The sequence below is a fragment of the Streptomyces sp. NPDC057136 genome (genome assembly GCF_042670885.1).
Classification (GTDB): Bacteria; Actinomycetota; Actinomycetes; order Streptomycetales; family Streptomycetaceae; genus Streptomyces.
On record NZ_JBHUUV010000032.1, the window covers coordinates 52660 to 71383 of the forward strand.

At 69.1% G+C, this 18724-nt stretch carries 26 protein-coding genes and 3 pseudogenes; 20 read left to right on the forward strand and 9 right to left on the reverse strand.

Annotation, left to right across the window (positions count from 1 at the left end; all coding sequences use genetic code 11):
- Positions 1–210: 210 nt before the first annotated feature.
- Positions 211–1011 (reverse strand): DUF3987 domain-containing protein, encoded by an 801-nt coding sequence (locus tag ACFT7S_RS29740; protein ID WP_382737149.1) that lies wholly within the window; start codon positions 1009–1011, stop codon positions 211–213.
- Between the two features lie 106 nt (positions 1012–1117).
- Between ACFT7S_RS29740 and ACFT7S_RS29745 the strand changes: the two are divergent.
- The 4 genes and pseudogenes from ACFT7S_RS29745 to ACFT7S_RS29760 form a co-directional block, all read left to right on the forward strand.
- Positions 1118–1561 (forward strand): annotated as a pseudogene (locus tag ACFT7S_RS29745) (N-acetylmuramoyl-L-alanine amidase); the annotation flags it as partial.
- Positions 1558–1815, forward strand: a complete 258-nt coding sequence (locus ACFT7S_RS29750) for a hypothetical protein (protein ID WP_382737150.1) — start codon at positions 1558–1560, stop codon at positions 1813–1815. The pseudogene ACFT7S_RS29745 and the gene ACFT7S_RS29750, both read left to right, overlap by 4 nt.
- A gap of 20 nt (positions 1816–1835) precedes the next feature.
- On the forward strand, positions 1836–2129 hold the full coding sequence (locus ACFT7S_RS29755; protein WP_382737152.1) for a hypothetical protein: 294 nt from the start codon (positions 1836–1838) through the stop codon (positions 2127–2129).
- Positions 2129–2659, forward strand: coding sequence for a hypothetical protein (locus ACFT7S_RS29760; RefSeq protein ID WP_382737154.1), 531 nt, complete (start codon positions 2129–2131; stop codon positions 2657–2659). The genes ACFT7S_RS29755 and ACFT7S_RS29760 overlap by 1 nt, the downstream gene beginning before the upstream one ends.
- A gap of 152 nt (positions 2660–2811) precedes the next feature.
- Here the strand turns inward: ACFT7S_RS29760 and ACFT7S_RS29765 are convergent, their stop codons facing one another.
- The gene (locus ACFT7S_RS29765) at positions 2812–3129 is read right to left on the reverse strand and encodes a 4a-hydroxytetrahydrobiopterin dehydratase (protein ID WP_382737156.1); all 318 of its coding nucleotides are present in this window, start codon (positions 3127–3129) and stop codon (positions 2812–2814) included.
- 2 nt (positions 3130–3131) lie between these two features.
- On the reverse strand, positions 3132–4376 hold the full coding sequence (locus tag ACFT7S_RS29770; protein WP_382737158.1) for a Twin-arginine translocation pathway signal: 1245 nt from the start codon (positions 4374–4376) through the stop codon (positions 3132–3134).
- 181 nt (positions 4377–4557) lie between these two features.
- On the opposite strand from ACFT7S_RS29770, the gene ACFT7S_RS29775 reads away from it, so the two are divergent.
- The 3 genes from ACFT7S_RS29775 to ACFT7S_RS29785 all read left to right on the forward strand — a co-directional run bounded on the left by ACFT7S_RS29775 (position 4558) and on the right by ACFT7S_RS29785 (position 6165).
- Entirely contained in the window at positions 4558–4704 is a 147-nt protein-coding gene (locus tag ACFT7S_RS29775; RefSeq protein WP_382737160.1) for a hypothetical protein, read from the forward strand.
- A gap of 255 nt (positions 4705–4959) precedes the next feature.
- Positions 4960–5439 (forward strand): glycine-rich domain-containing protein, encoded by a 480-nt coding sequence (locus ACFT7S_RS29780; protein ID WP_382737161.1) that lies wholly within the window; start codon positions 4960–4962, stop codon positions 5437–5439.
- Between the two features lie 63 nt (positions 5440–5502).
- Positions 5503–6165 carry a class I SAM-dependent methyltransferase gene (locus ACFT7S_RS29785; RefSeq protein ID WP_382737163.1) on the forward strand — a complete coding sequence of 221 codons (663 nt, stop codon included), beginning with the start codon at positions 5503–5505 and terminating at the stop codon, positions 6163–6165.
- Between the two features lie 40 nt (positions 6166–6205).
- Here ACFT7S_RS29785 and ACFT7S_RS29790 read toward each other — a convergent pair whose 3' ends face one another.
- Positions 6206–6697 (reverse strand): hypothetical protein, encoded by a 492-nt coding sequence (locus ACFT7S_RS29790; RefSeq protein ID WP_382737164.1) that lies wholly within the window; start codon positions 6695–6697, stop codon positions 6206–6208.
- Between the two features lie 411 nt (positions 6698–7108).
- On the opposite strand from ACFT7S_RS29790, the gene ACFT7S_RS29795 reads away from it, so the two are divergent.
- Both ACFT7S_RS29795 and ACFT7S_RS29800 read left to right on the forward strand, forming a co-directional pair.
- The gene (locus tag ACFT7S_RS29795) at positions 7109–7513 is read left to right on the forward strand and encodes a hypothetical protein (protein WP_382737166.1); all 405 of its coding nucleotides are present in this window, start codon (positions 7109–7111) and stop codon (positions 7511–7513) included.
- 214 nt (positions 7514–7727) lie between these two features.
- Complete coding sequence (locus tag ACFT7S_RS29800) at positions 7728–8216, forward strand: hypothetical protein (RefSeq protein ID WP_382737168.1); 489 nt, start codon at positions 7728–7730, stop codon at positions 8214–8216.
- 308 nt (positions 8217–8524) lie between these two features.
- Here the strand turns inward: ACFT7S_RS29800 and ACFT7S_RS29805 are convergent, their stop codons facing one another.
- The gene (locus ACFT7S_RS29805) at positions 8525–9313 is read right to left on the reverse strand and encodes an MBL fold metallo-hydrolase (protein WP_382737170.1); all 789 of its coding nucleotides are present in this window, start codon (positions 9311–9313) and stop codon (positions 8525–8527) included.
- 91 nt (positions 9314–9404) lie between these two features.
- Here ACFT7S_RS29805 and ACFT7S_RS29810 point away from each other — a divergent pair, with 91 nt between their 5' ends.
- Entirely contained in the window at positions 9405–10004 is a 600-nt protein-coding gene (locus tag ACFT7S_RS29810) for a CGNR zinc finger domain-containing protein (protein ID WP_382737172.1), read from the forward strand.
- On the opposite strand, the gene ACFT7S_RS29815 is transcribed toward ACFT7S_RS29810, so the two are convergent.
- A complete protein-coding gene (locus ACFT7S_RS29815) occupies positions 9971–11422 on the reverse strand; it encodes an MFS transporter (protein ID WP_382737174.1) in 1452 nt (483 codons plus the stop codon). The two genes, ACFT7S_RS29810 and ACFT7S_RS29815, sit on opposite strands and share 34 nt — an antisense overlap.
- A 128-nt stretch (positions 11423–11550) precedes the next feature.
- On the opposite strand from ACFT7S_RS29815, the pseudogene ACFT7S_RS29820 reads away from it, so the two are divergent.
- From ACFT7S_RS29820 to ACFT7S_RS29850, 7 genes and pseudogenes are all read left to right on the forward strand, one after another.
- A pseudogene (locus ACFT7S_RS29820) lies at positions 11551–12137 on the forward strand (helix-turn-helix domain-containing protein).
- A 104-nt stretch (positions 12138–12241) separates the two neighbouring features.
- Positions 12242–12487 carry a hypothetical protein gene (locus tag ACFT7S_RS29825; protein ID WP_382737175.1) on the forward strand — a complete coding sequence of 82 codons (246 nt, stop codon included), beginning with the start codon at positions 12242–12244 and terminating at the stop codon, positions 12485–12487.
- A gap of 445 nt (positions 12488–12932) precedes the next feature.
- Positions 12933–13148, forward strand: coding sequence for a hypothetical protein (locus tag ACFT7S_RS29830; RefSeq protein ID WP_382737177.1), 216 nt, complete (start codon positions 12933–12935; stop codon positions 13146–13148).
- A 40-nt stretch (positions 13149–13188) separates the two neighbouring features.
- Entirely contained in the window at positions 13189–13497 is a 309-nt protein-coding gene (locus ACFT7S_RS29835) for a hypothetical protein (protein ID WP_382737179.1), read from the forward strand.
- Between the two features lie 184 nt (positions 13498–13681).
- On the forward strand, positions 13682–14119 hold the full coding sequence (locus ACFT7S_RS29840; protein WP_382737181.1) for a hypothetical protein: 438 nt from the start codon (positions 13682–13684) through the stop codon (positions 14117–14119).
- Position 14120: 1 nt separating this feature from the next.
- A complete protein-coding gene (locus tag ACFT7S_RS29845) occupies positions 14121–14465 on the forward strand; it encodes a DUF1254 domain-containing protein (protein WP_382737183.1) in 345 nt (114 codons plus the stop codon).
- A gap of 16 nt (positions 14466–14481) precedes the next feature.
- Positions 14482–15849: a DUF1254 domain-containing protein gene (locus tag ACFT7S_RS29850; protein ID WP_382737185.1), complete on the forward strand. Its 1368-nt coding sequence runs from the start codon at positions 14482–14484 to the stop codon at positions 15847–15849.
- On the opposite strand, the gene ACFT7S_RS29855 is transcribed toward ACFT7S_RS29850, so the two are convergent.
- The gene (locus ACFT7S_RS29855) at positions 15818–15967 is read right to left on the reverse strand and encodes a hypothetical protein (RefSeq protein WP_382737187.1); all 150 of its coding nucleotides are present in this window, start codon (positions 15965–15967) and stop codon (positions 15818–15820) included. The genes ACFT7S_RS29850 and ACFT7S_RS29855 overlap by 32 nt on opposite strands.
- Positions 15968–15996: 29 nt before the next feature.
- Between ACFT7S_RS29855 and ACFT7S_RS29860 the strand changes: the two are divergent.
- Together ACFT7S_RS29860 and ACFT7S_RS29865 are read left to right on the forward strand one after the other, a co-directional pair.
- A pseudogene (locus tag ACFT7S_RS29860) lies at positions 15997–16179 on the forward strand (GAP family protein); the annotation flags it as partial.
- 108 nt (positions 16180–16287) lie between these two features.
- Entirely contained in the window at positions 16288–16512 is a 225-nt protein-coding gene (locus tag ACFT7S_RS29865; protein ID WP_382737189.1) for a DUF2277 domain-containing protein, read from the forward strand.
- Between the two features lie 202 nt (positions 16513–16714).
- Here ACFT7S_RS29865 and ACFT7S_RS29870 read toward each other — a convergent pair whose 3' ends face one another.
- Positions 16715–17380: a DedA family protein gene (locus ACFT7S_RS29870; RefSeq protein ID WP_382737191.1), complete on the reverse strand. Its 666-nt coding sequence runs from the start codon at positions 17378–17380 to the stop codon at positions 16715–16717.
- Between the two features lie 225 nt (positions 17381–17605).
- Here ACFT7S_RS29870 and ACFT7S_RS29875 point away from each other — a divergent pair, with 225 nt between their 5' ends.
- Positions 17606–18175 carry a superoxide dismutase family protein gene (locus ACFT7S_RS29875; protein WP_382737192.1) on the forward strand — a complete coding sequence of 190 codons (570 nt, stop codon included), beginning with the start codon at positions 17606–17608 and terminating at the stop codon, positions 18173–18175.
- An 84-nt stretch (positions 18176–18259) separates the two neighbouring features.
- Here the strand turns inward: ACFT7S_RS29875 and ACFT7S_RS29880 are convergent, their stop codons facing one another.
- Positions 18260–18706, reverse strand: coding sequence for a DoxX family protein (locus tag ACFT7S_RS29880; RefSeq protein ID WP_382737194.1), 447 nt, complete (start codon positions 18704–18706; stop codon positions 18260–18262).
- Between the last annotated feature and the right edge of the window lie 18 nt (positions 18707–18724).

Below are 18724 nucleotides of genomic sequence, written 5' to 3' on the forward strand. Positions count from 1 at the left end.
GGGGGCCCTGTGACAGAAATCGCGGAAAATCTGACAGAAATAGCTGGGGAGGCTTTCTGTCACGCGACCCCACCGGACCGGCGTGGCACGGGCTTGATTTCTGTCGGACTTCTTTTTATTTCTGTCACAGGGCCAGAAGCGATCGTCTGTGCAGGTCAGGGGATGTTTCGCTGATTTCTGTCAGTTCTGTCAGCGGTCCAGGGGTTTCTGTCAGCCGCTGGTGAGCGGCGGGGTGACGCTGGGGTGGGTGTCGAAGCGAGGCGACGGCGGCCGGCCCCGTCCGGTGCGGGACGGCTGGGGGTGCTGTCGGACCCATCCGTGTTCTTCGAGGAGGACAAGGGCGGGGTCGAGGTCCGTCATTGCGGGGAAGTCGCTGCGGGCCAGGCCCCGGAATAGTTCGCGTTTGGTGAAGGCGGAGAGGCGCTGTTCCTTGAGGTGGGTGAGGAGTTGGTGGGCGGCTCCCTGGGCAGGGTCGGCGCCCATGGCGTCGAAGACTTCGAGTGCGTGGGCGGTGAAGTAGTCGCCGATCTCGGTGGCGGCGGCCATGGTGGCCGCTTTGATGGGGACCATCCATCCGTTGTCGGCGTGGGTGGCGAGGTGGAGGAGTCCGGCGATGCGGGCCACGGCCCCATCTCGCTTGGAGGCCCACTTGATGATCGGGTGGAGGCTGCGGCCCTTCCCGATACGGGACTCAGTGACCTTCTGGTAGGCCAGGAGCACCGCGTCCGCCTCGGCGGTGAGGGTGAGGACGGCGGGGTCGGTCCAGTCCGCCAAGGCCATCGTGAGGCCGCCCAAGCGCTGGGCGTAGGTGGCGGCGGCTTCCTCTGCGAGCAGAGCGGGGGTGAGGTTGCGGCTCCCGACGAGTGAGAGGGGCTTGGCGTAGAGGAACCGGGCGAGCAGGCCGCGTCCGTCGGCGCCTTTGACGCGTCCCAGGGCGTCCAGGACTTCGGGCTGGATAGCGAGGCCCATGGTGATGGCGGGTGCTTCGACGTGCTGGGCGTCGCGGCCCAAGGTCCAGGCTGCGCCACGCCTTCACCCGCAGTGCCCAGATCTGCGGAATCTCTCCGCCCCCGACGAAGACACCGTGCGCATGGCCGTCCGCGTCGGCCGAGCGCGAGACGACGACGTGCTGTCCGCGACGATCGCTGAGAAGGCGCTGCCCGCGGACAACGAGGCGAACACCGACGGCAACGCCCGCTTCTACGGGTTCGAGTGCGAGAACCTCGGCGACGGCGTCGACCCGTGGCCGGCCGTGCAGCGTGAGGCGATCGTCCGCGCGTCGGCCGCCCTGGTCCGGGCGCACGGCTGGGGCAAGGACGGGGACACGTCGGTCATCGGCCATGCGGAGTGGCAGCCCGGGAAAGTCGACCCCAAGGGGATCAGCGGCGGGATGCCCGGCATTCGGGCCGATGTCGCGGAGCGCCTGAAGCACGCGGCCAGCTGGTCGCCGACGGCGCCGAAGCCGCCGACCAAGCCCCCGGCCCCGAAGCCCCCCACAGCCGATGAGCGGATCACCGCTCTGGAGAAGCGCGTCACCGCGCTGGAGAAGGAATCGTCATGACCGATTTTCCCCTGCCCTCGACGCAGACCGTCATCAAGACCGCGAAGACCTACGGGCGGGACCTGCTGGAGCGGGTGCTGTCCACGTTCCTCCAGGCGGGCATCGCCGGAGTCGTCGTCACGCAGCCGCTCGACGGCAGCATGTGGTACGCCGCCGGGGCTGGTGGGGTCGGCGCCGTCCTCGCCCTGGTGAAGGGGCTCGTCGCCCGGTGGCGGGACGTCACGAACTCGGCCTCTCTCGCGCGCGGCGTCTGATCTGAACTGGAGCACAACCTATGGCTGATGAGCCGTCGAACGGCGAGCTCGGGCGGCTCATCCAGGCCCTGCGCGACGACGTGCGCGAGGACCTGGGAAACCTGAACGGGCGCCTCGACTCCTTCGTCTCTCAGGACGTCTACACCATCGAGAAGACGCAGATCGACTCTCGCGTCGCCACGCTGGAGACCAAACGGGAGCAGGACGCCGACCGACTGGTGGCGACCAGGCGGTGGATGATCGGCGTCGTGATCACAGTCGTGGTCGCGCTACTCCCGTACCTGGCAATGACGGTGAAGGGGGCGGGCGCGTAATGCGGCGACATGCGGAAAGGGCCCGCCCGTGGCTCGGCAACATCCTGACCCTGGCCGGTGCGCTGCTGGCCGGAGCAGCAATCCTCACTGTGCAGGACCTGGCGGCCGACCTACGTGATGCGAACCTCGCCCGGGACCAGCTGGCCCAGCAGGTCGAGCGGCTCGGTGGCCAGCCAGTCGCGGGGCCGCCAGGCAGCCGTGGGAACCCGGGGAAGGAATGGCGGGCCCCACCGGCCCGCCCGGAGTACCGGGGCAGCCGGGGGCGGTTGGCTCTGTCGGCCCGGTGGGCTCGACCGGGCGACCGGGTACGGAAGGCGTCGGGACTACCGGCCCGAGCGGCGCCCCCGGCGTGGATGGCCAGTCCGTTGTCGGCCTGGCCGGGCCGCAGGGCGAGGCTGGCGCTGCTGGTCCGCCGGGCCCCGCAGGGAAGGACGGCGCCGACGGCGCGGCTGGCGAGCGTGGTCCGGCCGGTCCGGCCTGCCCGGACGGGTACAGCCTGCAGCCGCCGCCGGATGATCCGGATGGGCTGATGTGCCGCCGCGACGGTGCGCCCGCGCAGCCCGACCCTGACCCGTCGCCCGGGCCGCTTGCGCTGGACCCGGCCCGACGCCAGTACCCGTGAACCACGACGCCCCCTGTTCCGGCTGCGGCCGGGACGGGGGGCGCTTTCGTGCGTCCGGGTTCAGGTGTTGGGCGTTGCCCCATGCGCTGCCGCGATCTGGTCGATGCGCTTCGCCAGGTCGAAGTCGGCGTCGGTCAGCTTGTGTCCCGCGTCGTGCGTCGTGATTCCGAACCGCACCAGATCCCACCGCAGGTCGATGTCGGCGTGGTGCCCGATGAGCCGTTCGACGTCGGCGACGTGCACGATCATGGCGACGCCGCCGTGATACCGGATGCCGAACGTTCGGGTGATCTCGTCGCCCACTCGCGACCATCCGCGGAGCTCCAGGAGCCGCCCCTCGATCGCACTGTCCGTCAGCGGTACCGGTTCCTTGGCCATGCTCAGCTCCCTTCGGTCACAAGCTCCAGGATCTCCGCGAGATCCCGGCCGACCGGGGCATCCTGCCACGGACGCATCGCCCGCTCCAGGGTGGTCAGTTCCCGAGCCATGCGGGCGGACCTGGTCTCGACTGCGATCGTCGCGACGGTGCGGGCGATCTCCACCGCCTGGTCCGGCTCCCGAGCTGCTGCCGCGGCCGTCGCCTGCCGGGCCATGTACACCCCACGGTCCCGGCGCGCGGTCTCCGGCACGATCGTGAGAACTTGGGACCACAGGGCTCCGGCTTCCACGCCAAGGCCGAGCCGCCCATAGCAGGTGGCGCGCTGCACCTCCAGGTACCCAGGCGTCCGGCGGCAGGCATTACCCCATGGCAGGTCGTCGTCGACCTGGGGAAGAAGGCGGCCGGCCTGGTCCAGGAGCTGATCGACCGATCGGCGATCGTCCGTGAGGCTGGCGCCGTGGGCCTGCTGCTGCATCGCCATGATCCGCACCTTGGGGACGAGCCGGTCGGCATCATCGAGGGCGGCCTCGCACAGGTCGACGACCGCGTGCCCGTCACCCAAGTCCGTGCGGACCTGCGCCTGATTCACCAGGGAGTACCCGATGAGGTGCGGGTCGCGGGACCGCATCGCGATCTCCTGCGTCACCCCCCGCCAGAAGCTGGCCCCGTCCATGTCTCCGGCGTCCTGGTACAGCCAGCCGACGAGGGCGGCATACGCGGCACCAACACGCAGGAGACCGCGGCGGGTCTCGTCCCTCGCGGAGCGGACCAGCTTGTCGATCAGCTGGTACTGCGCGGACACCGTGCCGATCAAGTCGTGCGGGCCGAGGAACATGTCAGCCCGGTAGTGGCCCTCCAACTGCTGCTGGAAGTAACCGATCAGGGCTGGGTCGACGTGCTGCGGCGCCACCGGGCCGGCGACGAGCGCGGCGGCGGTGACGCCCACGAAGGCGCGTCGTCTCACATCTGCCTCTTCATGGTGCTCGGGCCGGATCCAGCCCGGCGGGGTCGAGAAGCCGAGGTCCTCCGGCCACCGGCCGAGCGCGTCGTGAATGACGATCGCTGTCTCTTCTGCCGGCCAGCCCGGGCGGTCGCCTTCCCACCGGCGCCAGGTCCGCGCGGACACTGCGAACTGGCGGTCGTCCAGGAGCTGCTGCCCGTGCTCGGTGATGGCGTTGGCCGCGGCCTCGATGGTCCGCCATCCGGCGCGGAGCCGTGCGGCCCGCAGAGCGTCGTTGCGGCTCATGTGCCCAGTCTGAGGTGTCATCGTCCGCGCTCCCGGCCATGGCCGCTACGTGGCCACGCGTGGCCATTCGACGACCTATTACCTACTCGACGTGCACACACATCATCGGGGTGTGACAGCGGGCCGTACAGCGAACTGGCTGGATGCCCCTCAATCGACGTAGGCCGGGGGCCAACTCGTGATGACGATCAAGGTGTACGAGGTGAACCGAGAGGGCTCCGTGCGCGTCGTGCGCCCGGAGGCCGAAGTCGTCCCGGCAAAGACCGTGGACCAGCGGGCGGCATACCCGGCCTGCCAGTGCGACCAGTGCAAGACCCAGTCGTCATGACGGCGCCCGCCCCACAGCGCAGCGCGTACAAGTCTCCGGAGTGCCGGACCGGAACGGTCGGCTCGTGGATCGAGGGACACAAGCTCTGCCCCGGTAATCAGCAGATCGAAGCGGCTGGGGTTGTAACTGAGCACCTGCGTTGCGCGTGCCGCTGCCACACCCAATGACACCCGCCCGGCTGGTGCGTCCGTCCAGCGGACCCGGTCGGAACGGGCCCGCCCTCGACCGAGGGCACCACCCCACCAAGGAGGAAGCATGACCATCGCGTTAGCGCACCCCGTGGGCACCGCCGATCCGGCTACCCTCGTCGACCCCGAGGTGATGGAGCGGCTCGCCGCCCGCATCGCCAAGGACCACCCCGATACCAACCTGCCGACCGCCCGCCGAATCATCGGGCAGACCGCCGCGTTCCTCGCCGCAAGTGCAGCTCTGCCCGGTGCCGAGCTGGTTCCGAGCAAGGCGGTCGACGTCGGCTGGCACACCTGGATTCTCCACACCGTCGACTACGCGATCTTCTGCGAGCGAGTCGCCGGACGCTTCATTCACCACGTCCCCACCCCGGATGGCGGGAGCGCCGAGGGCGGACACGAGGCAGCGCGCCAGCGCACGTTCGACGCTATGAGCGCCGTGGGTTTCCGGATCGACCACGATCTGTGGCCGGAGGCCGCCAAGATGGGTGATTGTTCCCAGTGCCACTCGGGCTGCACCGACAGCCCGAAGGGCAAGTCCAAGTAGTTCACCGCACAGCCAGCCGCCCGGTCCGTGGCCGGGCGGCTGGCCCGCAGGATCGGAGCAGCAGTGACGCAGACCCAGGCGTGGGACACCTACTCGAAGCAGAAGCCGGAGCGCCGCCCCACCAATGCGGCAGGCGAGACGACCTGGTTCAACTGGACCCAGTACCCCGACCACGGGCCTGGAGCCGAGGTGCTCGGCGTCAGCCCCGACGCATCCGTCCTGGAGCTGGGTTGCGGGAAGGGCGGCAACCTCGCCCACATCGCCGCCCTCGGCGCCCGTGTTGTCGGTGTGGACATCTCCCTCGCCCAGGTGAAGGCAGCCGAAGCTCGCTGGTCCGACACCGGGATGATCCTGCACCGCACCGAGGCGACACGGTTTCTGGAGGAGAGCGGCGAGCACTTCGATGCTGTGTTCTCCGTGTTCGGAGCCGTGTGGTTCAGCGATCCGGCCGTTCTCCTGCCCGCGATCCGCCGGCGTCTGCGGCCGGGCGGGGTGCTGGCTTTCTCCCACCGGCCGCCGGTCGAGGGCTGCTACGGCTGCCAGGCGTCGTACATCAATCGGTCCGAGGACGAGGACCCGCTCGTGGTGAAGCGCTGGGATTACGAGCCGGACCACTGGGTCGAGATCCTCACCGAGCATGGCTTCACCGCGGCCACCGCCCGCGTCCTGCCTCCCCCGCCCGGGCCGAGGAAGGTCGGCACCCTGCTCGTCCGCGCACACGGGTAGGCCTCGAACTCATGGAACCCCGGCCGCACGCCGGGGTCCGTCACGTGTCGATGACGTCGCCACCCAGTTGGACTCGGGCAAGTCCGATGACCTTCTTTTGCTGCTCCACGAGCTCGAAGAGGCGATCGGGGTCTTCATCTACGAACAGGCTGGTGACAGTGGCTCCGCTCTCTTCCGGGTCCCTGCGCGACCAGAGCGTCTCAACTTGATCCGCTGCACGAATCGCCCGCTGCCAGAGACGTTCGGCTTCCTTCGCAAAGGACTCGGGACCGGCCAGAGCCAGATCTACGTAGCCGTCGTACATCTCCTCTGCCGCATTCCGGGCGTCGGTGATGGCGTCGTGCCACTCATCCTCGGGAGCTGATACTGGGACAGTAAGCGCAGCGGTCAGCTTCACCAGCGCCGTGCGACTTTGCGCCATGAAGACGGTGTAAGCAGCGTGCCTGGTCTCAATGCGCTTCGCCCGCCGACCCTCCAGCCGGTCGCGCTCCTTGTCCTTCGCCTCATGCCGCCCCTTCAGCAGCCCCAACATGCCAGTTAGGCCAGAGCCTGCGAGCACGCCAACTGCAGCAACGACGCTGGTCCATAGGGGTGACATGCAGGCATTCAACCAGCGCACCGGCGCGACAGTCACTTGTCCGTAGCGCCGACCTTGTCCGCGAGCAGGCCGCCCAGCAGCCGGCGTAGCCGGACCGGAACGCAGTAGGGAGCCCCGACCGCAGCAGATGTCGGCGGTTCGAACCCAGGAGGGGTTTCCTCCCAGGCTGGCTCTTTGCTTTGTTCGACTCCATGCCACCCACGTTCCATCTTCAAGGTCGTTTGTGCGGGCGGCTCGCCGCTACCGACTACTCCAGTCGGCGTCGACTTGACGACGCCCACCATCCGGCGTAGTCCGGAACGAGAGACCAATCAGACTTGAGAAGGTTTCGAGAGGAGTCCGATCATGCTCGGCGATCTGCTCGGCGAGGAACAGGGAGAAACCACCGGAATGCGGATCCTGCCCACCGACGACGGCCACCCCGCGATGGAGGTCTCCTTCCAGGCAGCGGGCACGCTTCTGGACACAGTGGCCAAGGACATGGGGACGTACGAGTCGTTCGTGCGACCCGACGGCACGCTCTTCGGCGATGGCCAAGGGATCATCATGACCCAGGACGGAGAGACGATCACCTGGCACGGTCAGGGCATCGGGCACGTCACCGACACCGGCGGAGTGAACTGGCGCGGCGCCATCTACTACGACACCGCCGCCGCCAAGTTCGCCCGGCTCTCAGGGACCGCAGGCGTGTTCGAGTTCGATACCGACGAGCAGGGAAAGCTCACGGCCAAGGTCTACGAGTGGAAGTAGCCCTTGCGGCTCCCGCCCGTAGAACTTCGGGCGTCTGCATGCGCGGCAGCCATACCGCCGGTCCACGGCCTATTCGTGTACCGGCGAGGCGGCGCAGGCAGTCTGTAAAAAGGGCCTCCGGAGCCGTGTGCAGAGAAGCCCCAGACTGGGGGCATCCGAAACCAGAACAGCAATCTGCTGGCCAGAACGCCTCGCGCCCTCCACGATGGCCGTCATGGACCGGTTGCAGGACAGTGCTTGGCAGTACGTGGCAGAGGTACTCCGCTCCGAGGATCTTCCGATGCTCGCTGCGCACGCGCTCGTTGGTGGCCACGACTCTCCTGCCCTGCGTGAGCTGGCTGGCCTGCCGCGCCGGAGCGATGCGACTGAGGTCCGCGAGCTGTACGTCCAGGCCCTGGGTGAACTCGGCGTGCCTCTTCCTGACGAGGAGACGGCCGGCCGACGTCTCCTCGTGAGCCTCGCGTTCGGTCTCGTGCAAGGCGGGCTGAGTCCCAAGGAAGTGGCCGACCGGCTCTCGATTATGGTCGCGGCTCACACTCAGGAGGAGACGCAGTTCCTCTCCATCGCAGCGGAGTACAGCGAATGGATCGGACCGGACGATCTACCGGCATGGGAACACGATCTACGAGCCGCAGCCCAGTTGTTGGCAGCTTCTGCCGACCTTGGTCCCGGTATCCGCGTACCAGTTTCGCGACACGACTGATGCTCTCGCCTCGGCGCGCTCTCGTGCCAGATCCGTGCCAGATCGAGCGGTCAACCACGGATACTCGGAGCCTGTAGCAGGGCGAACGCCCGTCGGCAGAATCGACTTACAAAGCCGATGTCGGCGGTTCGAAACCGTCCGCGCCCACCCGGTGTGACCAGACGGAACGCCCCGGACCGTGATCGGTCCGGGGCGTTCCGCTGTCGTTTTAGGAGAATTTGGGAGAGCAACGCTCTGAGGCGCGACCGATCGGCGGAAGTGGCGGACGGGAGTTTCAGCGGCGTGAGTGCGGGTCTCCGGCGACCAGTTCAGGCGTGTTGGCCCCAGTCCAGGCGGTCTGCCAGGCCTGCGGCGGTGAAGGCGGCTGCCAGCTTTTCGTGGCCCTCGGTGAAGTGGGCCCAGCTGTCGTAGTGGACGGGTACCACGCGGCGGGCATCGAGGAGTTGGGCGGCGTGGGCGGCCTGGGTGCTGTCCAGGACGAGCAGCCCGCCGTCGTAAAGCACGGGGAAGCGGGGGGCCCCGGCGAAGAGGAGGGCGGTGTCGATCGTGGGGAAGCGCTCGGCGATTTCCTTGACTGCGTCGAGTGAGGCGTTGTCGCCGCTGACGTAGACGGTGGGCAGGCCGTCCCCGGTCAGGACGAAGCCGACGACCTGGCCGGAGATCGGCTCGACCTCCTCGCGCTTGCCGGGGCCGTGGATCGCGGGTACGCCGGTGACGGTGACCGTGCCTCCGTCGGGGCGGTCCAGCTCGACGGACTCCCAGTTGGCCAGCCCCTTGGCCTTGTCCCCGAGGCGCTGAGCGGCGCCGGTGGTGGTGAGGGTGAGCAGGATGTCGGCGAGCAGGGCACGGCCGGAGTGGTCGAGGTTGTCGGCGTGCTGGTCGTGCGAGAGCAGGACGACGTCGATGGGGCCGAGGTCGGCCGGGCCGGCTATGGACGGCTCGGTCTTGGTCAGGGTCGGACCGGCCGAGGGGTAGTCGCCGGGGCCGTCGAACGTCGGGTCGGTCAGGATGCGCAGGCCGCCGTACTCGAAGAGGGCGGTCGGGCCGCCGAAAACGCGGACCGGGAACTGGTCGGTCGTTACGGGGAGAGAAGACACGGCGGAAGCACCTCACGGATAGATTGCCAATGAACCGTGAGATGACTGTAGTCATTTCTCACGGATGTGCGCAAGCCGTACCATGAGGAATATGAAGGAGTCCGTGAGGGAAGAACCCGCAGTGCCGCCCGCGCAGGGCGAGGAGGAGCACCCCTCCCTTGCCCTCGCCAACAGCGCCCCCGCACTGCCCGGCGGGCACACGGTGGACCTCCTGGGAACGCCTGAGCAGGCGAACCGCTGGCTGACGCAACGCGGCCTCGCCCCGGTCGACGCCGGCATGCAGGAAATGTGCGCGTCGCAGCTGCGCTCGATGCGCGAACAGATCAGGTCACTGCTCGCTTCCCGTGCAGCAGGGCTTCCCGCCCTTCCCGCTGCTGTCGCCGCCGTCAACGACGCGATGACCCGTGTTTCCACAGCGCCGCTCCTGCAGTGGGATGAGAAGAGCGGCCCGCACCGCGTGACCCCCCACCCCACCACTGCGATCCTCGACCACGCCTTGGCAGCCCTCGGGTCCGACGCCGCCGACCTCCTCACCGGGCCCGACGCAGAACGCCTCACTGCCTGCGGCTCGCCCCCCTGTAACCGCTACCTGCTGCGCCACGGCCGCCGCCACTGGTGCTCCACCCGCTGTGGGGATCGCGCCCGCGCCGCCCGCGCCTACGCCCGCCGCACCCAACCCCGGACGGAATGACGCGTCGGCCCAGGGGCGGTTCCTTCTCGCTCGGGCTCGATGAGCGCGGGCGTGGAGTGGGTGGTGGTCCTTTTGGGTCGTGATGCGTGGGCGAAGAGGAAGAGCAGTGCTCCGCAGGCGGCTACCAGAGCCCAGCCCGGGCGGGATGCGTGGGCGAGTTCTGTTGGGGTGGTTGCCGTGATCAGGGCGCCGGCGATGGCGATGCCCAGTGCCGCGCCGAACTGGCGGGCGGTGGAGGTGATTCCGCCGGCCACGCCGGCTCGGGTAGGAGGCAGTCCGGTGATCGCGGTGTTGGTGATCGGGGCGTTCGCGAAGCCGAAACCGATGCCGATGAGCAAGTAGGCCAGCAGGAGCAGGAGCACGCTCGTGTCCTGGTCGAGTCGTATCAGGCAGAGTCCGCCGGCCGTGATGAAGCCGCCGGCCAGGGCGAGTGGCAGTCGTGGTCCGATGCGGCCGACCAGGCGGCCGGACAGGGGTGCGCACGCGGTTGCTCCGAGAGCCATGGGCAACGTTGCCAATCCGGCAGCCAACGGCGTCCACCCACGGGCGAGTTGCAGGTAGAGGGTGTTCAGCAGCAGCGTTACGTTCAGGGCCACGAAGACCGCCACGGCGGCCAGGACCGCGCTGGTGAAGGCCGGGCTCCGGAAGAGGTGCGGGTCCATCAGCGGTTCGTGCCGGCGGGACTCGATCCGTATAAAGGCAGCCGTCGCCATGGCGGTGAACGCGTACATGGCCAGTGCTGCCGGTGACGTCCAGCCGATGCGCGGGCCTTCGATGAGGGTGCCGACCGAGAGCCCGATGGTCACGGTCAGCAAGGCCTGACCCGGGAGGTCCAGCCGCTGCGCACGCTGTGCGCGGGACTCCGGTACGAACACGGCAATGAGCACGAGGGCGGCCACGACGACCGGCGCGTTGATCCAGAACATGGACCGCCAGCCCAGCGCCTCGATGAGAAAGCCGCCCGTGGCAGGTCCGGCGGCCATGCTCAGCCCGAATACCGACGCCCAGATGCCGATCGCCTGTGCCCGCTCCTTCGGGTCGGGCATCGCGTTCACCACGATCGCGAGAGCCACGGGGCTGAGCATCGAGGCGCCGATTCCCTGGACGGCACGGGCCGCGATGAGCGCGCCCGCCGACGGGGCGACCGCGCAGAGCAGCGAGGCTGCACCGAATACGAGCAGGCCGAGCTGGAACACCCGTCGGCGTCCGAACCGGTCCGCCAGTGCGCCGGAGGAGATCAGGAGACTCGCCAGGACGAGGGTGTACGCGTCCACGGTCCATTGCAGGCCGCGCGTCCCGATGCCCAGGCCCTGCCCGATCGCGGGCAGACCCACGTTGACGATGGTGGTGTCCAGACCCACCAGGAACATGCTCAGGCAGCAGACGGCCAGCACCGTCCAGCGTCTGCGCGCACTCATGGGGGGCTGAACCGGGTGGGTCGTCGCCATAGCAGTCACGGGCTGCCTCTCATGTCCGGGAGTCGCTTGCCCGGCAAGAATCCGGCCGGGCAGTGGCCGCAGCCCAGCACTTTTGCGAAGGCTGCAAAATGGACTCCGTGGACGCGGAACTGGAACGGATTCTTGGCGGCATCGGACCTCGGCTGCGCGCGCTGCGCCTCGACCGCGGACTCACGCTGGAGGCCCTCGCAGCCACGACCGGAATCTCGGTGAGCACCCTGTCGCGCCTTGAATCGGGCAAGCGGCGCCCGACCCTGGATCTGCTCATCCCGCTCGCGCGCGAGCACCGCATCGCGCTCGACCAACTGGTGGCCGCACCGGCAAGCGGCGACCCCCGGGTGCATCTCATGCCCCTGCGTAAGGCGCAGGGCAGCACCCTCGTACCCCTGACGTGCAGGTGTTCAAGCAGGTGCTGGCTCCGCGCGAGCCGAAGCTGGTGACCCACGACGGCTACGAGTGGCTCTACGTCCTCGCGGGCGAGCTGCGTCTCCTGCTCGGAGACGACGAATTCGTGCTCCGCCCCGGAGAGTTGGCCGAGTTCGACACGGGAAAGCCGCACTGGTTCGGACCGGCGCACGCCGACGCGGTGGAGATCCTGCACCTCTTCGGACCGCGGGGCGACCAAGCGGTCGTCCGCGCACGGCCCTCTTCGGGCGCGCCGCCGCCGGCACTGTGATGACCTGCGACGGGTGCTGCCTGGGGCGACCGGTACGGGGCTGCGAAGGCTGAGCGGTCGGCTCGGTGGCTCCGGGGCGGCCGGGAGAGGAGCACACTGAACGTATGGCCCTACCCAGAACGCATCATTGCTCGGTCTGTTCAGACGGTGCCGCATCCGGCTCGGTTCTCCATGAGGACCTTGTCGTCGGGGCGCCGCTCTCCATGGAGGAGCTCACCGACGCGCAGCGTCTCGATCGGTTCGCGCTCAAGTACGCCCACGACGGTTGCCAGGTCAGAGAAGTCCGGCGGGTTCCGCACGACAGCCTGAGCGGCTATGCCTGGTCCGTCACCTTCACCGAGAGTTCTTGATCACTCGATCACCGAACAGTCCGGGGCAGATGCCCGGACTGTTCGCCGGCCTGGGCCCCTCGTCACGGGCTGGGCCGGGCCGTCGCCACGCCGATCCGGCGTAGCGAGAAGCCCCGCCCTCCTGGGCGAGGAGGAGTCACGGACGCGGGCTGGCTGTTGCCGCAGCCCCAGCAGGTCCACCAGCCCCCGGCGTTTTCGCTCATCCGGCCTCCGCATTTGCCGCATTGCATGCCGGCTTCCTCCTTGGCAATGGGTCAGGAATGCCGCTGTCCGTAGGGAGCGTGCCTTTGCGTGCGCCATCCATGTGCGGAAGTGTGGGCATCTCTACACCTATGAGGGGTATGACTGCTGGTCCTTGACGGTGCCCCCGCCATATACACCTGCGGTACACACCCCGGCAGACCCCCGGGATGCGTCCCGGCCGGGCCGGGCGCACCGTGGATACATGTCTGGTCATCCGCCCGTCATCGTGTATCCGCCCTCGACCACCGGAGGGCGGCGAGTGACCGTGCACGGGCAGATTGTGGGGCTGGCGCACGGCCGGGGGGATGTGGCCTCGTTTCTGCGGCAGGCCGGGTTCGCTGCCGGGACTGAGGAGATCGACCTCGATCAGCCCGAGCTGATCGAGTGGCGCGGTGGAGATCTCGAAACCTGGGGGTGAGCGTGTGATACGTCGTCGTGGGCCCAAGGGGCTCGTGTCCGTGGAGCCTCCGCCCGGGTATTACGAGCGAGGCGGTGCGCCGCCCGATGCGCTGCGGCGCAGTCTGATCCTCGACTGGGTGGTGAACCAGCGGATCGCCGACGGGTGGCGGGTGGAGTCACGGTCCGGGACCCAGGTGGTTCTCGTACGCGGGCAGCCGGTGAACCATGTGCTGCACGCCATTCTGACCGTCTTCTCGTGCATGCTGTGGGGCGCCGCGTGGGCGGTGGTGGCCCTGACGAACCGGGTCGAGCGGGTCGCGCTCACCGTGGACGCGCAGGGGCACATCGTCACCGTCACCGCGCCGTGAGGACTCACCCGTACGGGTGCCGCCGAGTAGCCGGGCGAGTGCGGGCCACGCAGGGTCGGTTCTGAATCTGCAGAAACGTGAATGCAGAAACGTGAATGCAGAACGTGAATGCGAGACGTGAACGCAGGACGTTGATGCAGGCCAGATCCGCAGGCCGGTGAGCTTGCGCGGCGAAGGAGTCCCCATGTCACAGTCAGCACCCGCGCCCGGCGACTCGCGGCGGGCGGACGTCGGCAGCGGCAGCAGCGGATGGGCTGCCGGAGGAACGATGTTCGCCGGTGTTCTGCTGCTCGTGGACGGTGTCCTCGCGGTCGTCAAGGGCATCGCCGGTATTGCTTCCGACGACGTGTACACCCGTATCAACAATTACGTCTTCAAGTTCGACGTGACCGCCTGGGGCTGGATCCACCTGATTCTCGGTGTGATCCTGCTGTTCGTCGGCTTGGGCATCCTGAAGGGCGCCGACTGGGCCCGCGGTGCGGGTGTCGGACTCGCCTCGCTCAGCATCATCGCCAACTTCATCTGGCTGCCGTACCAGCCGGTCTGGGCCATCGTCTCGATCGCCATCGACGTCTTCGTGATCTGGGCCCTGTGCACCGACCGCTCGAAGCCGGCCTTCTGACGTGGCCGCGGACCACACGGCGGGACCCCTTACGGCCGAGGCAGCGCGCGATACCGCCGCCTCGGCCTGGATCTGGGGATACCCGCTCCTGGAGAACTACCGCACGATGTACCCGCAGGTCATCGACCCGGACGACCCTCGCTCCGTCGGTGGCTTCGGCCGTTTCCGGCACTACTCGCAGCCGTTCACCCCGGCCAGCACCGATGTGGTGACGCCGAACAACGACACCCCGTACTCCTGGGCCTGGCTCGATCTGCGGGCCGAGCCGTGGGTGGTGTCCGTGCCCGCCGTCGACCGGTACTACGTACTGAGCTGGTCCATGCCGACGCTTGCCGTGCGCGACTGAGACGAGAGGAACACTCGTGGTGGAGACTCCCGAAGAACTCGTCGAACTGGCCGCCGAGGCCTATGTCTACGGCTATCCGCTGGTCTTCGACCTGTCGATGGTCGATGCCTTCCTGCGCAAGGGCTTCGGGGTACTGCCCGCCGCTCCCTTCAACCGGTTCGCCCACTCCGCCCAACTGGCCGAGCCCGACGCACACTTCGTGTCGGTCAACAACGACACCGTCTACTCCATCGCCCAACTCGACCTGTCCGGCGGGCCGATCACGCTCCACGTCCCCGACACCGGCGGCGCGTACTACGTGCTCCAGTTCGTTGACGTGTGGAGCAACAACTTCGCCTACCTCGGCCGCCGCGCCACCGGTACGGGCGAGGGCGACTGGCTGATCGCGCCGCCCGGCTGGTCGGGCACCGTACCCGACGGTCTGAGCGGGGTGATCGACGCGCCGACCTCCCTCGTGACGGTGGTGGGCCGCAACGCCTGCGACGGGCACGACGACCTGCCCCGGGTCCAGGAGCTCCAGCGGCAGTTCACGCTCGGCCACCTCGACTCGGCACCCCACCGCACGGGGCTGCCCGCGCCGGACGGCGCCGTCCCCGAGGCGCTGGGGTTCTTCGAGCGGCTCCGGGTCTGGATGGCCGACTTCCCGCCGTCCGCCGAGGACCAGGCGTACCAGGACCGGTTCCAGCCGCTGGGGCTCCTGGAGGAGGGACCCTCGCCGTACGTTCCGGCCGGGCCCGACCTCGTACAGGCACTGACGGAGGGGCTGAAACGGGGCAAGGCGCGGGTGGAAGCGGCCACCCGGCCCGCGTCGGAAGCGGACCGGGCTGCGCCGGGGACCTGGGACGCCAACCCGCACCTCTTCGACTACAACCTCGACCACTTCAGTGTCGGAACGATTGATTCGCCGGAGTGGAAGATCCCGGACCGGGAGGCGTCGTACCTGGTCAGGGCGGTGGCCGCGCGGACTGGGCTGTGGGGGAACCACGGGTACGAGGCGGTGTACGCGCAGACCTTCCAGGACTCCGAGGGCAGACAGCTCAACGGGGCCCACACCTATGTCCTGCGCTTCGAGGAGCGGCCGCCGGTCAAGGCGTTCTGGTCGGTGACCATGTACGACGTCCCCGACTACTACCTGGTCGAGAATCCGGCCGGCCGCTACTCGATCGGCGACCGCACGCCCGGAGTCGTGTACGCCGCAGACGGCTCCTTGACCCTGTATCTGTCCAAGAACCCGCCCGCGGACCCGGACGCGGTGGCGAACTGGCTGCCCGCACCGGACGGCGACTTCCGGCCCATGCTCCGGCTCTACACCCCCGAGCAGGCCGTTCTCGACGGAAGTTACGTCCTTCCGGTCATCGAGCGGGTGAAGCCGGACGGTGGGTGATGCGGTGGGTGATGCCATCGGGGAGATGCTGGATCACCGTCACGAGGACGGCGAGCGACACCGTCCAGCCGAGCGCGAAGGCGATGCCGTTGGAACGGCCGCGCGGGGTGGCGAGCATGAGGAGTCGCCTCGGAGGGCGACGACGGACCGGCCACCTGGACGCTGTGGCTGAAGCTGGGCCTCGGCGTGCTGTTCCTGCTGCTCGGAATCAAGCAGTGGAAGGGGCGGCCGCGGGAGGGCGGGGAGGCGGCGCAGCCGGGATGGATGAAGGCGATCGACTCCTTCACCCCCGGGAAGTCGGCCGGACTCGCGACGGCCCTCGCCGTCGCCAACCCGAAGAACCGGCTGAGGCGGTCGGGGGCGGATCAGTGGGGCGGATCAGTGGGGCGAGGGGGCGGTTGCCCTGCCGTTGTCAGTGGTCCGGTACACACTGGATTCATGTGCCGCAGTATCAAGACCCTTCGCCCACCCGCCCTCCCCGAAGAGGCCACCGAGGAGGACATGCGGGCCGCCGCTCTCCAGTACGTGCGCAAGGTGTCCGGGTTCCGCGCGCCCGCCGCGCACAACCGCGAGGCCTTCGACCGCGCCGTCGAGGAGATCACCGAGGCCACCCACAGGCTGCTGGACAGCCTGGAGATACGGGGTGCCGCCAAGGCGGGCTGAGGGAGGAGGCTAGGGCCTGTCCGGCGGATCAGGGTCGGATAGGGCGCGGCGTCCGGTGCGGTGCATCGCAAGGCGCCGGAGCGTCCTAATAGCGGAGCTATTCGGACGTTTCGGCAACGCCGCGAGGTGCCGTGTTAGACGCCGTGACCCCGGCCATGATCCGCCGGACGGCCCTGGGCGAGCGTGACAGGTGTGGTGCCGGTCAGGCGCCGGTGGCTACCGCCGGGGCCGGGGACTCCGCCGCTGCCGAGGGGCGGCGTATGACCAGTGCGGCCAGTGCGCCCACGAGGAACAGGGTGAGGACCGAGACCGCCGTGCCCAGCCAGGTGGTGCCCATCCACTGGCCGCCGAAGTAGCCGAGGCTCACGCTGTAGCCGGCCCAGGCGACACCGGCCAGCGCCGACCAGGGCAGGAATTCCTTCACCTTGCGGTGTGCGGCGCCCGCGCCGAGGGAGACCACGGAGCGGCCCGCCGGTGCGAACCGGGCGATGACGACGAGCGCGCCCCCGCCACCGCTGAGCGCCGCGCCGAGACGTTCCTGCGCGGTGGTGAGGCGGCGCGAGCGGGCGATCGCCCGGTCCAGCCGGTCGCCGCCGCGCCAGGCGAGGCGGTACGCGACGAGGTCACCGAGCACCGAGGCGGTGGCCGCGCACAGGATCAGCGCGAGCAGGGACGGCACCTGCCTTGTCGCGTCCCCGGCCGATCCGACGACCGTGGTCGAGCCCGCGCCCGCGGCGGCGGCCGTGGCCGCCATGATCACCAGGACTCCGCTGGGGAGCACGGGCAGGAAGACGTCCAGAAGTACCGAGAGGGCGACCACTGCGTAGATCCATGGGCTGCCGGTCAGCGCGCCCACACTCTCAAGCACTTCTACTCCCCGAATCGTGTCAACGCCGCGACCTCGCAGGCAATGGGGCATCCCCTGCTCATGAGGAGCTTGGGGAAGGCAGGGCGGCAGGGCCAGCTGTACAGCGTACGCCCGCGGTTTACCTGGACATCACCTTGGGTGGGTGATGTTGTGCAGCTCACGTGCACCTTGGGGAGGGTGCGCAACGGCAGCGGGAGGGGAATCGGCGAGAGCAGGGAGCGGGAAATGGTGGCAGCAGGGACGGTCGTGCGGACGGCGCGGGCAGCGGGAGCAGTGGCGGGAGCCGCAGCCCTGGTGATGCTCGCCGGAGGTGTCAGTGGTGCAAGTGGTGCCGGTGACGGGTTCTGGTTGCGGTCGCAGGCATCCTTCGCGCCGCCGAACGCGTTCATCCCGTCCAGCGCGATCACGTACGACATGGATCGCGTACCGGCGGCGGCCAGGATCGAGATCACCCAGCACTCGGACGCGTCCGGAACGGCCGTGGGGGCTCAACTGCGCGGGCTGGTCCCGAACCACGCGTACGGAATGCACGTGCACACCTCGCCCTGCAGCGCCGACCCGAAGGCGGCCGGGCCGCACTATCGGCACCGCGCCGAGGGCCATGCCGACCCGGCCAACGAGGTGTGGCTCGACTTCACGACGGACGGCGAGGGGAACGGTTCCTCGCGGGTCCGGCACGGCTGGGGCTTCCGGGAAGGCGGCGCCCGGTCGGTCGTGATCCATGACGAGCAGGGCGGCGCCGGTGACCGGCTGGCGTGCTTCACCGTGCCGTTCGGGTCGTACGGGAGGGCGTGAGGCGGTTTCCGGTCGAGTTCCGACTGCACGCCGGAGCGTCCGGCTCCCCGGAGCGGCGGGGAGCCGGACGCTTTCGTGGAACGGTCAGGCCGTGACGGCCGACGCCTTTTCGCGCGGACGCTCGGCGTCGTGCGCGGCGTCGCCGCGCGAGGAGAAGAGGCCGTCGGCGGCGAGGGCACCGGGGCCGGTGAAGACGAGCAGCAGGAAGGCCCAGCAGAACATCGCGGAAGCCTCGCCGCCGTTCTGCAGGGGGAACAGGGCCTCGCTCTGGTGGACCTTGAAGTACGCGTACGCCATGGAGCCGGAGGCGACGAAGGCCGCGATACGGGTGCCGAGGCCGAGTGCGACCAGGATGCCGCCGACGAGCTGGATCACCGCGGCGTACCAGCCGGGCCAGGTGGCGCTGGGAACGCTGCTGCCGCCGAGCACTCCGAAGAGCGACGCGGCGCCGTGGCAGGCGAAGAGGAAGCCGACGACGACGCGGAACGCCGCGAGCGCGTAGGGCTGGGCCTGATTCAGGCGTATGGACATGGAGGGAGGGCTCCTTCG

Excerpts from the sequence above, each read along its gene's own strand:
- ACFT7S_RS29750 (WP_382737150.1), top strand. The coding sequence starts at position 1,558 with ATGACCGATTTTCCCCTGCCCTCGACGCAGACCGTCATCAAGACCGCG.
- ACFT7S_RS29755 (WP_382737152.1), top strand. The coding sequence starts at position 1,836 with ATGGCTGATGAGCCGTCGAACGGCGAGCTCGGGCGGCTCATCCAGGCC.
- ACFT7S_RS29760 (WP_382737154.1), top strand. The coding sequence starts at position 2,129 with ATGCGGCGACATGCGGAAAGGGCCCGCCCGTGGCTCGGCAACATCCTG.
- ACFT7S_RS29765 (WP_382737156.1), bottom strand. The coding sequence starts at position 3,129 with ATGGCCAAGGAACCGGTACCGCTGACGGACAGTGCGATCGAGGGGCGG.
- ACFT7S_RS29770 (WP_382737158.1), bottom strand. The coding sequence starts at position 4,376 with ATGAGCCGCAACGACGCTCTGCGGGCCGCACGGCTCCGCGCCGGATGG.
- ACFT7S_RS29775 (WP_382737160.1), top strand. The coding sequence starts at position 4,558 with ATGACGATCAAGGTGTACGAGGTGAACCGAGAGGGCTCCGTGCGCGTC.
- ACFT7S_RS29780 (WP_382737161.1), top strand. The coding sequence starts at position 4,960 with ATGACCATCGCGTTAGCGCACCCCGTGGGCACCGCCGATCCGGCTACC.
- ACFT7S_RS29790 (WP_382737164.1), bottom strand. The coding sequence starts at position 6,697 with ATGTTGGGGCTGCTGAAGGGGCGGCATGAGGCGAAGGACAAGGAGCGC.
- ACFT7S_RS29795 (WP_382737166.1), top strand. The coding sequence starts at position 7,109 with ATGCTCGGCGATCTGCTCGGCGAGGAACAGGGAGAAACCACCGGAATG.
- ACFT7S_RS29800 (WP_382737168.1), top strand. The coding sequence starts at position 7,728 with ATGGACCGGTTGCAGGACAGTGCTTGGCAGTACGTGGCAGAGGTACTC.
- ACFT7S_RS29810 (WP_382737172.1), top strand. The coding sequence starts at position 9,405 with ATGAAGGAGTCCGTGAGGGAAGAACCCGCAGTGCCGCCCGCGCAGGGC.
- ACFT7S_RS29815 (WP_382737174.1), bottom strand. The coding sequence starts at position 11,422 with ATGAGTGCGCGCAGACGCTGGACGGTGCTGGCCGTCTGCTGCCTGAGC.
- ACFT7S_RS29825 (WP_382737175.1), top strand. The coding sequence starts at position 12,242 with ATGGCCCTACCCAGAACGCATCATTGCTCGGTCTGTTCAGACGGTGCC.
- ACFT7S_RS29830 (WP_382737177.1), top strand. The coding sequence starts at position 12,933 with ATGTCTGGTCATCCGCCCGTCATCGTGTATCCGCCCTCGACCACCGGA.
- ACFT7S_RS29840 (WP_382737181.1), top strand. The coding sequence starts at position 13,682 with ATGTCACAGTCAGCACCCGCGCCCGGCGACTCGCGGCGGGCGGACGTC.
- ACFT7S_RS29855 (WP_382737187.1), bottom strand. The coding sequence starts at position 15,967 with ATGCTCGCCACCCCGCGCGGCCGTTCCAACGGCATCGCCTTCGCGCTC.
- ACFT7S_RS29865 (WP_382737189.1), top strand. The coding sequence starts at position 16,288 with ATGTGCCGCAGTATCAAGACCCTTCGCCCACCCGCCCTCCCCGAAGAG.
- ACFT7S_RS29875 (WP_382737192.1), top strand. The coding sequence starts at position 17,606 with ATGGTGGCAGCAGGGACGGTCGTGCGGACGGCGCGGGCAGCGGGAGCA.
- ACFT7S_RS29880 (WP_382737194.1), bottom strand. The coding sequence starts at position 18,706 with ATGTCCATACGCCTGAATCAGGCCCAGCCCTACGCGCTCGCGGCGTTC.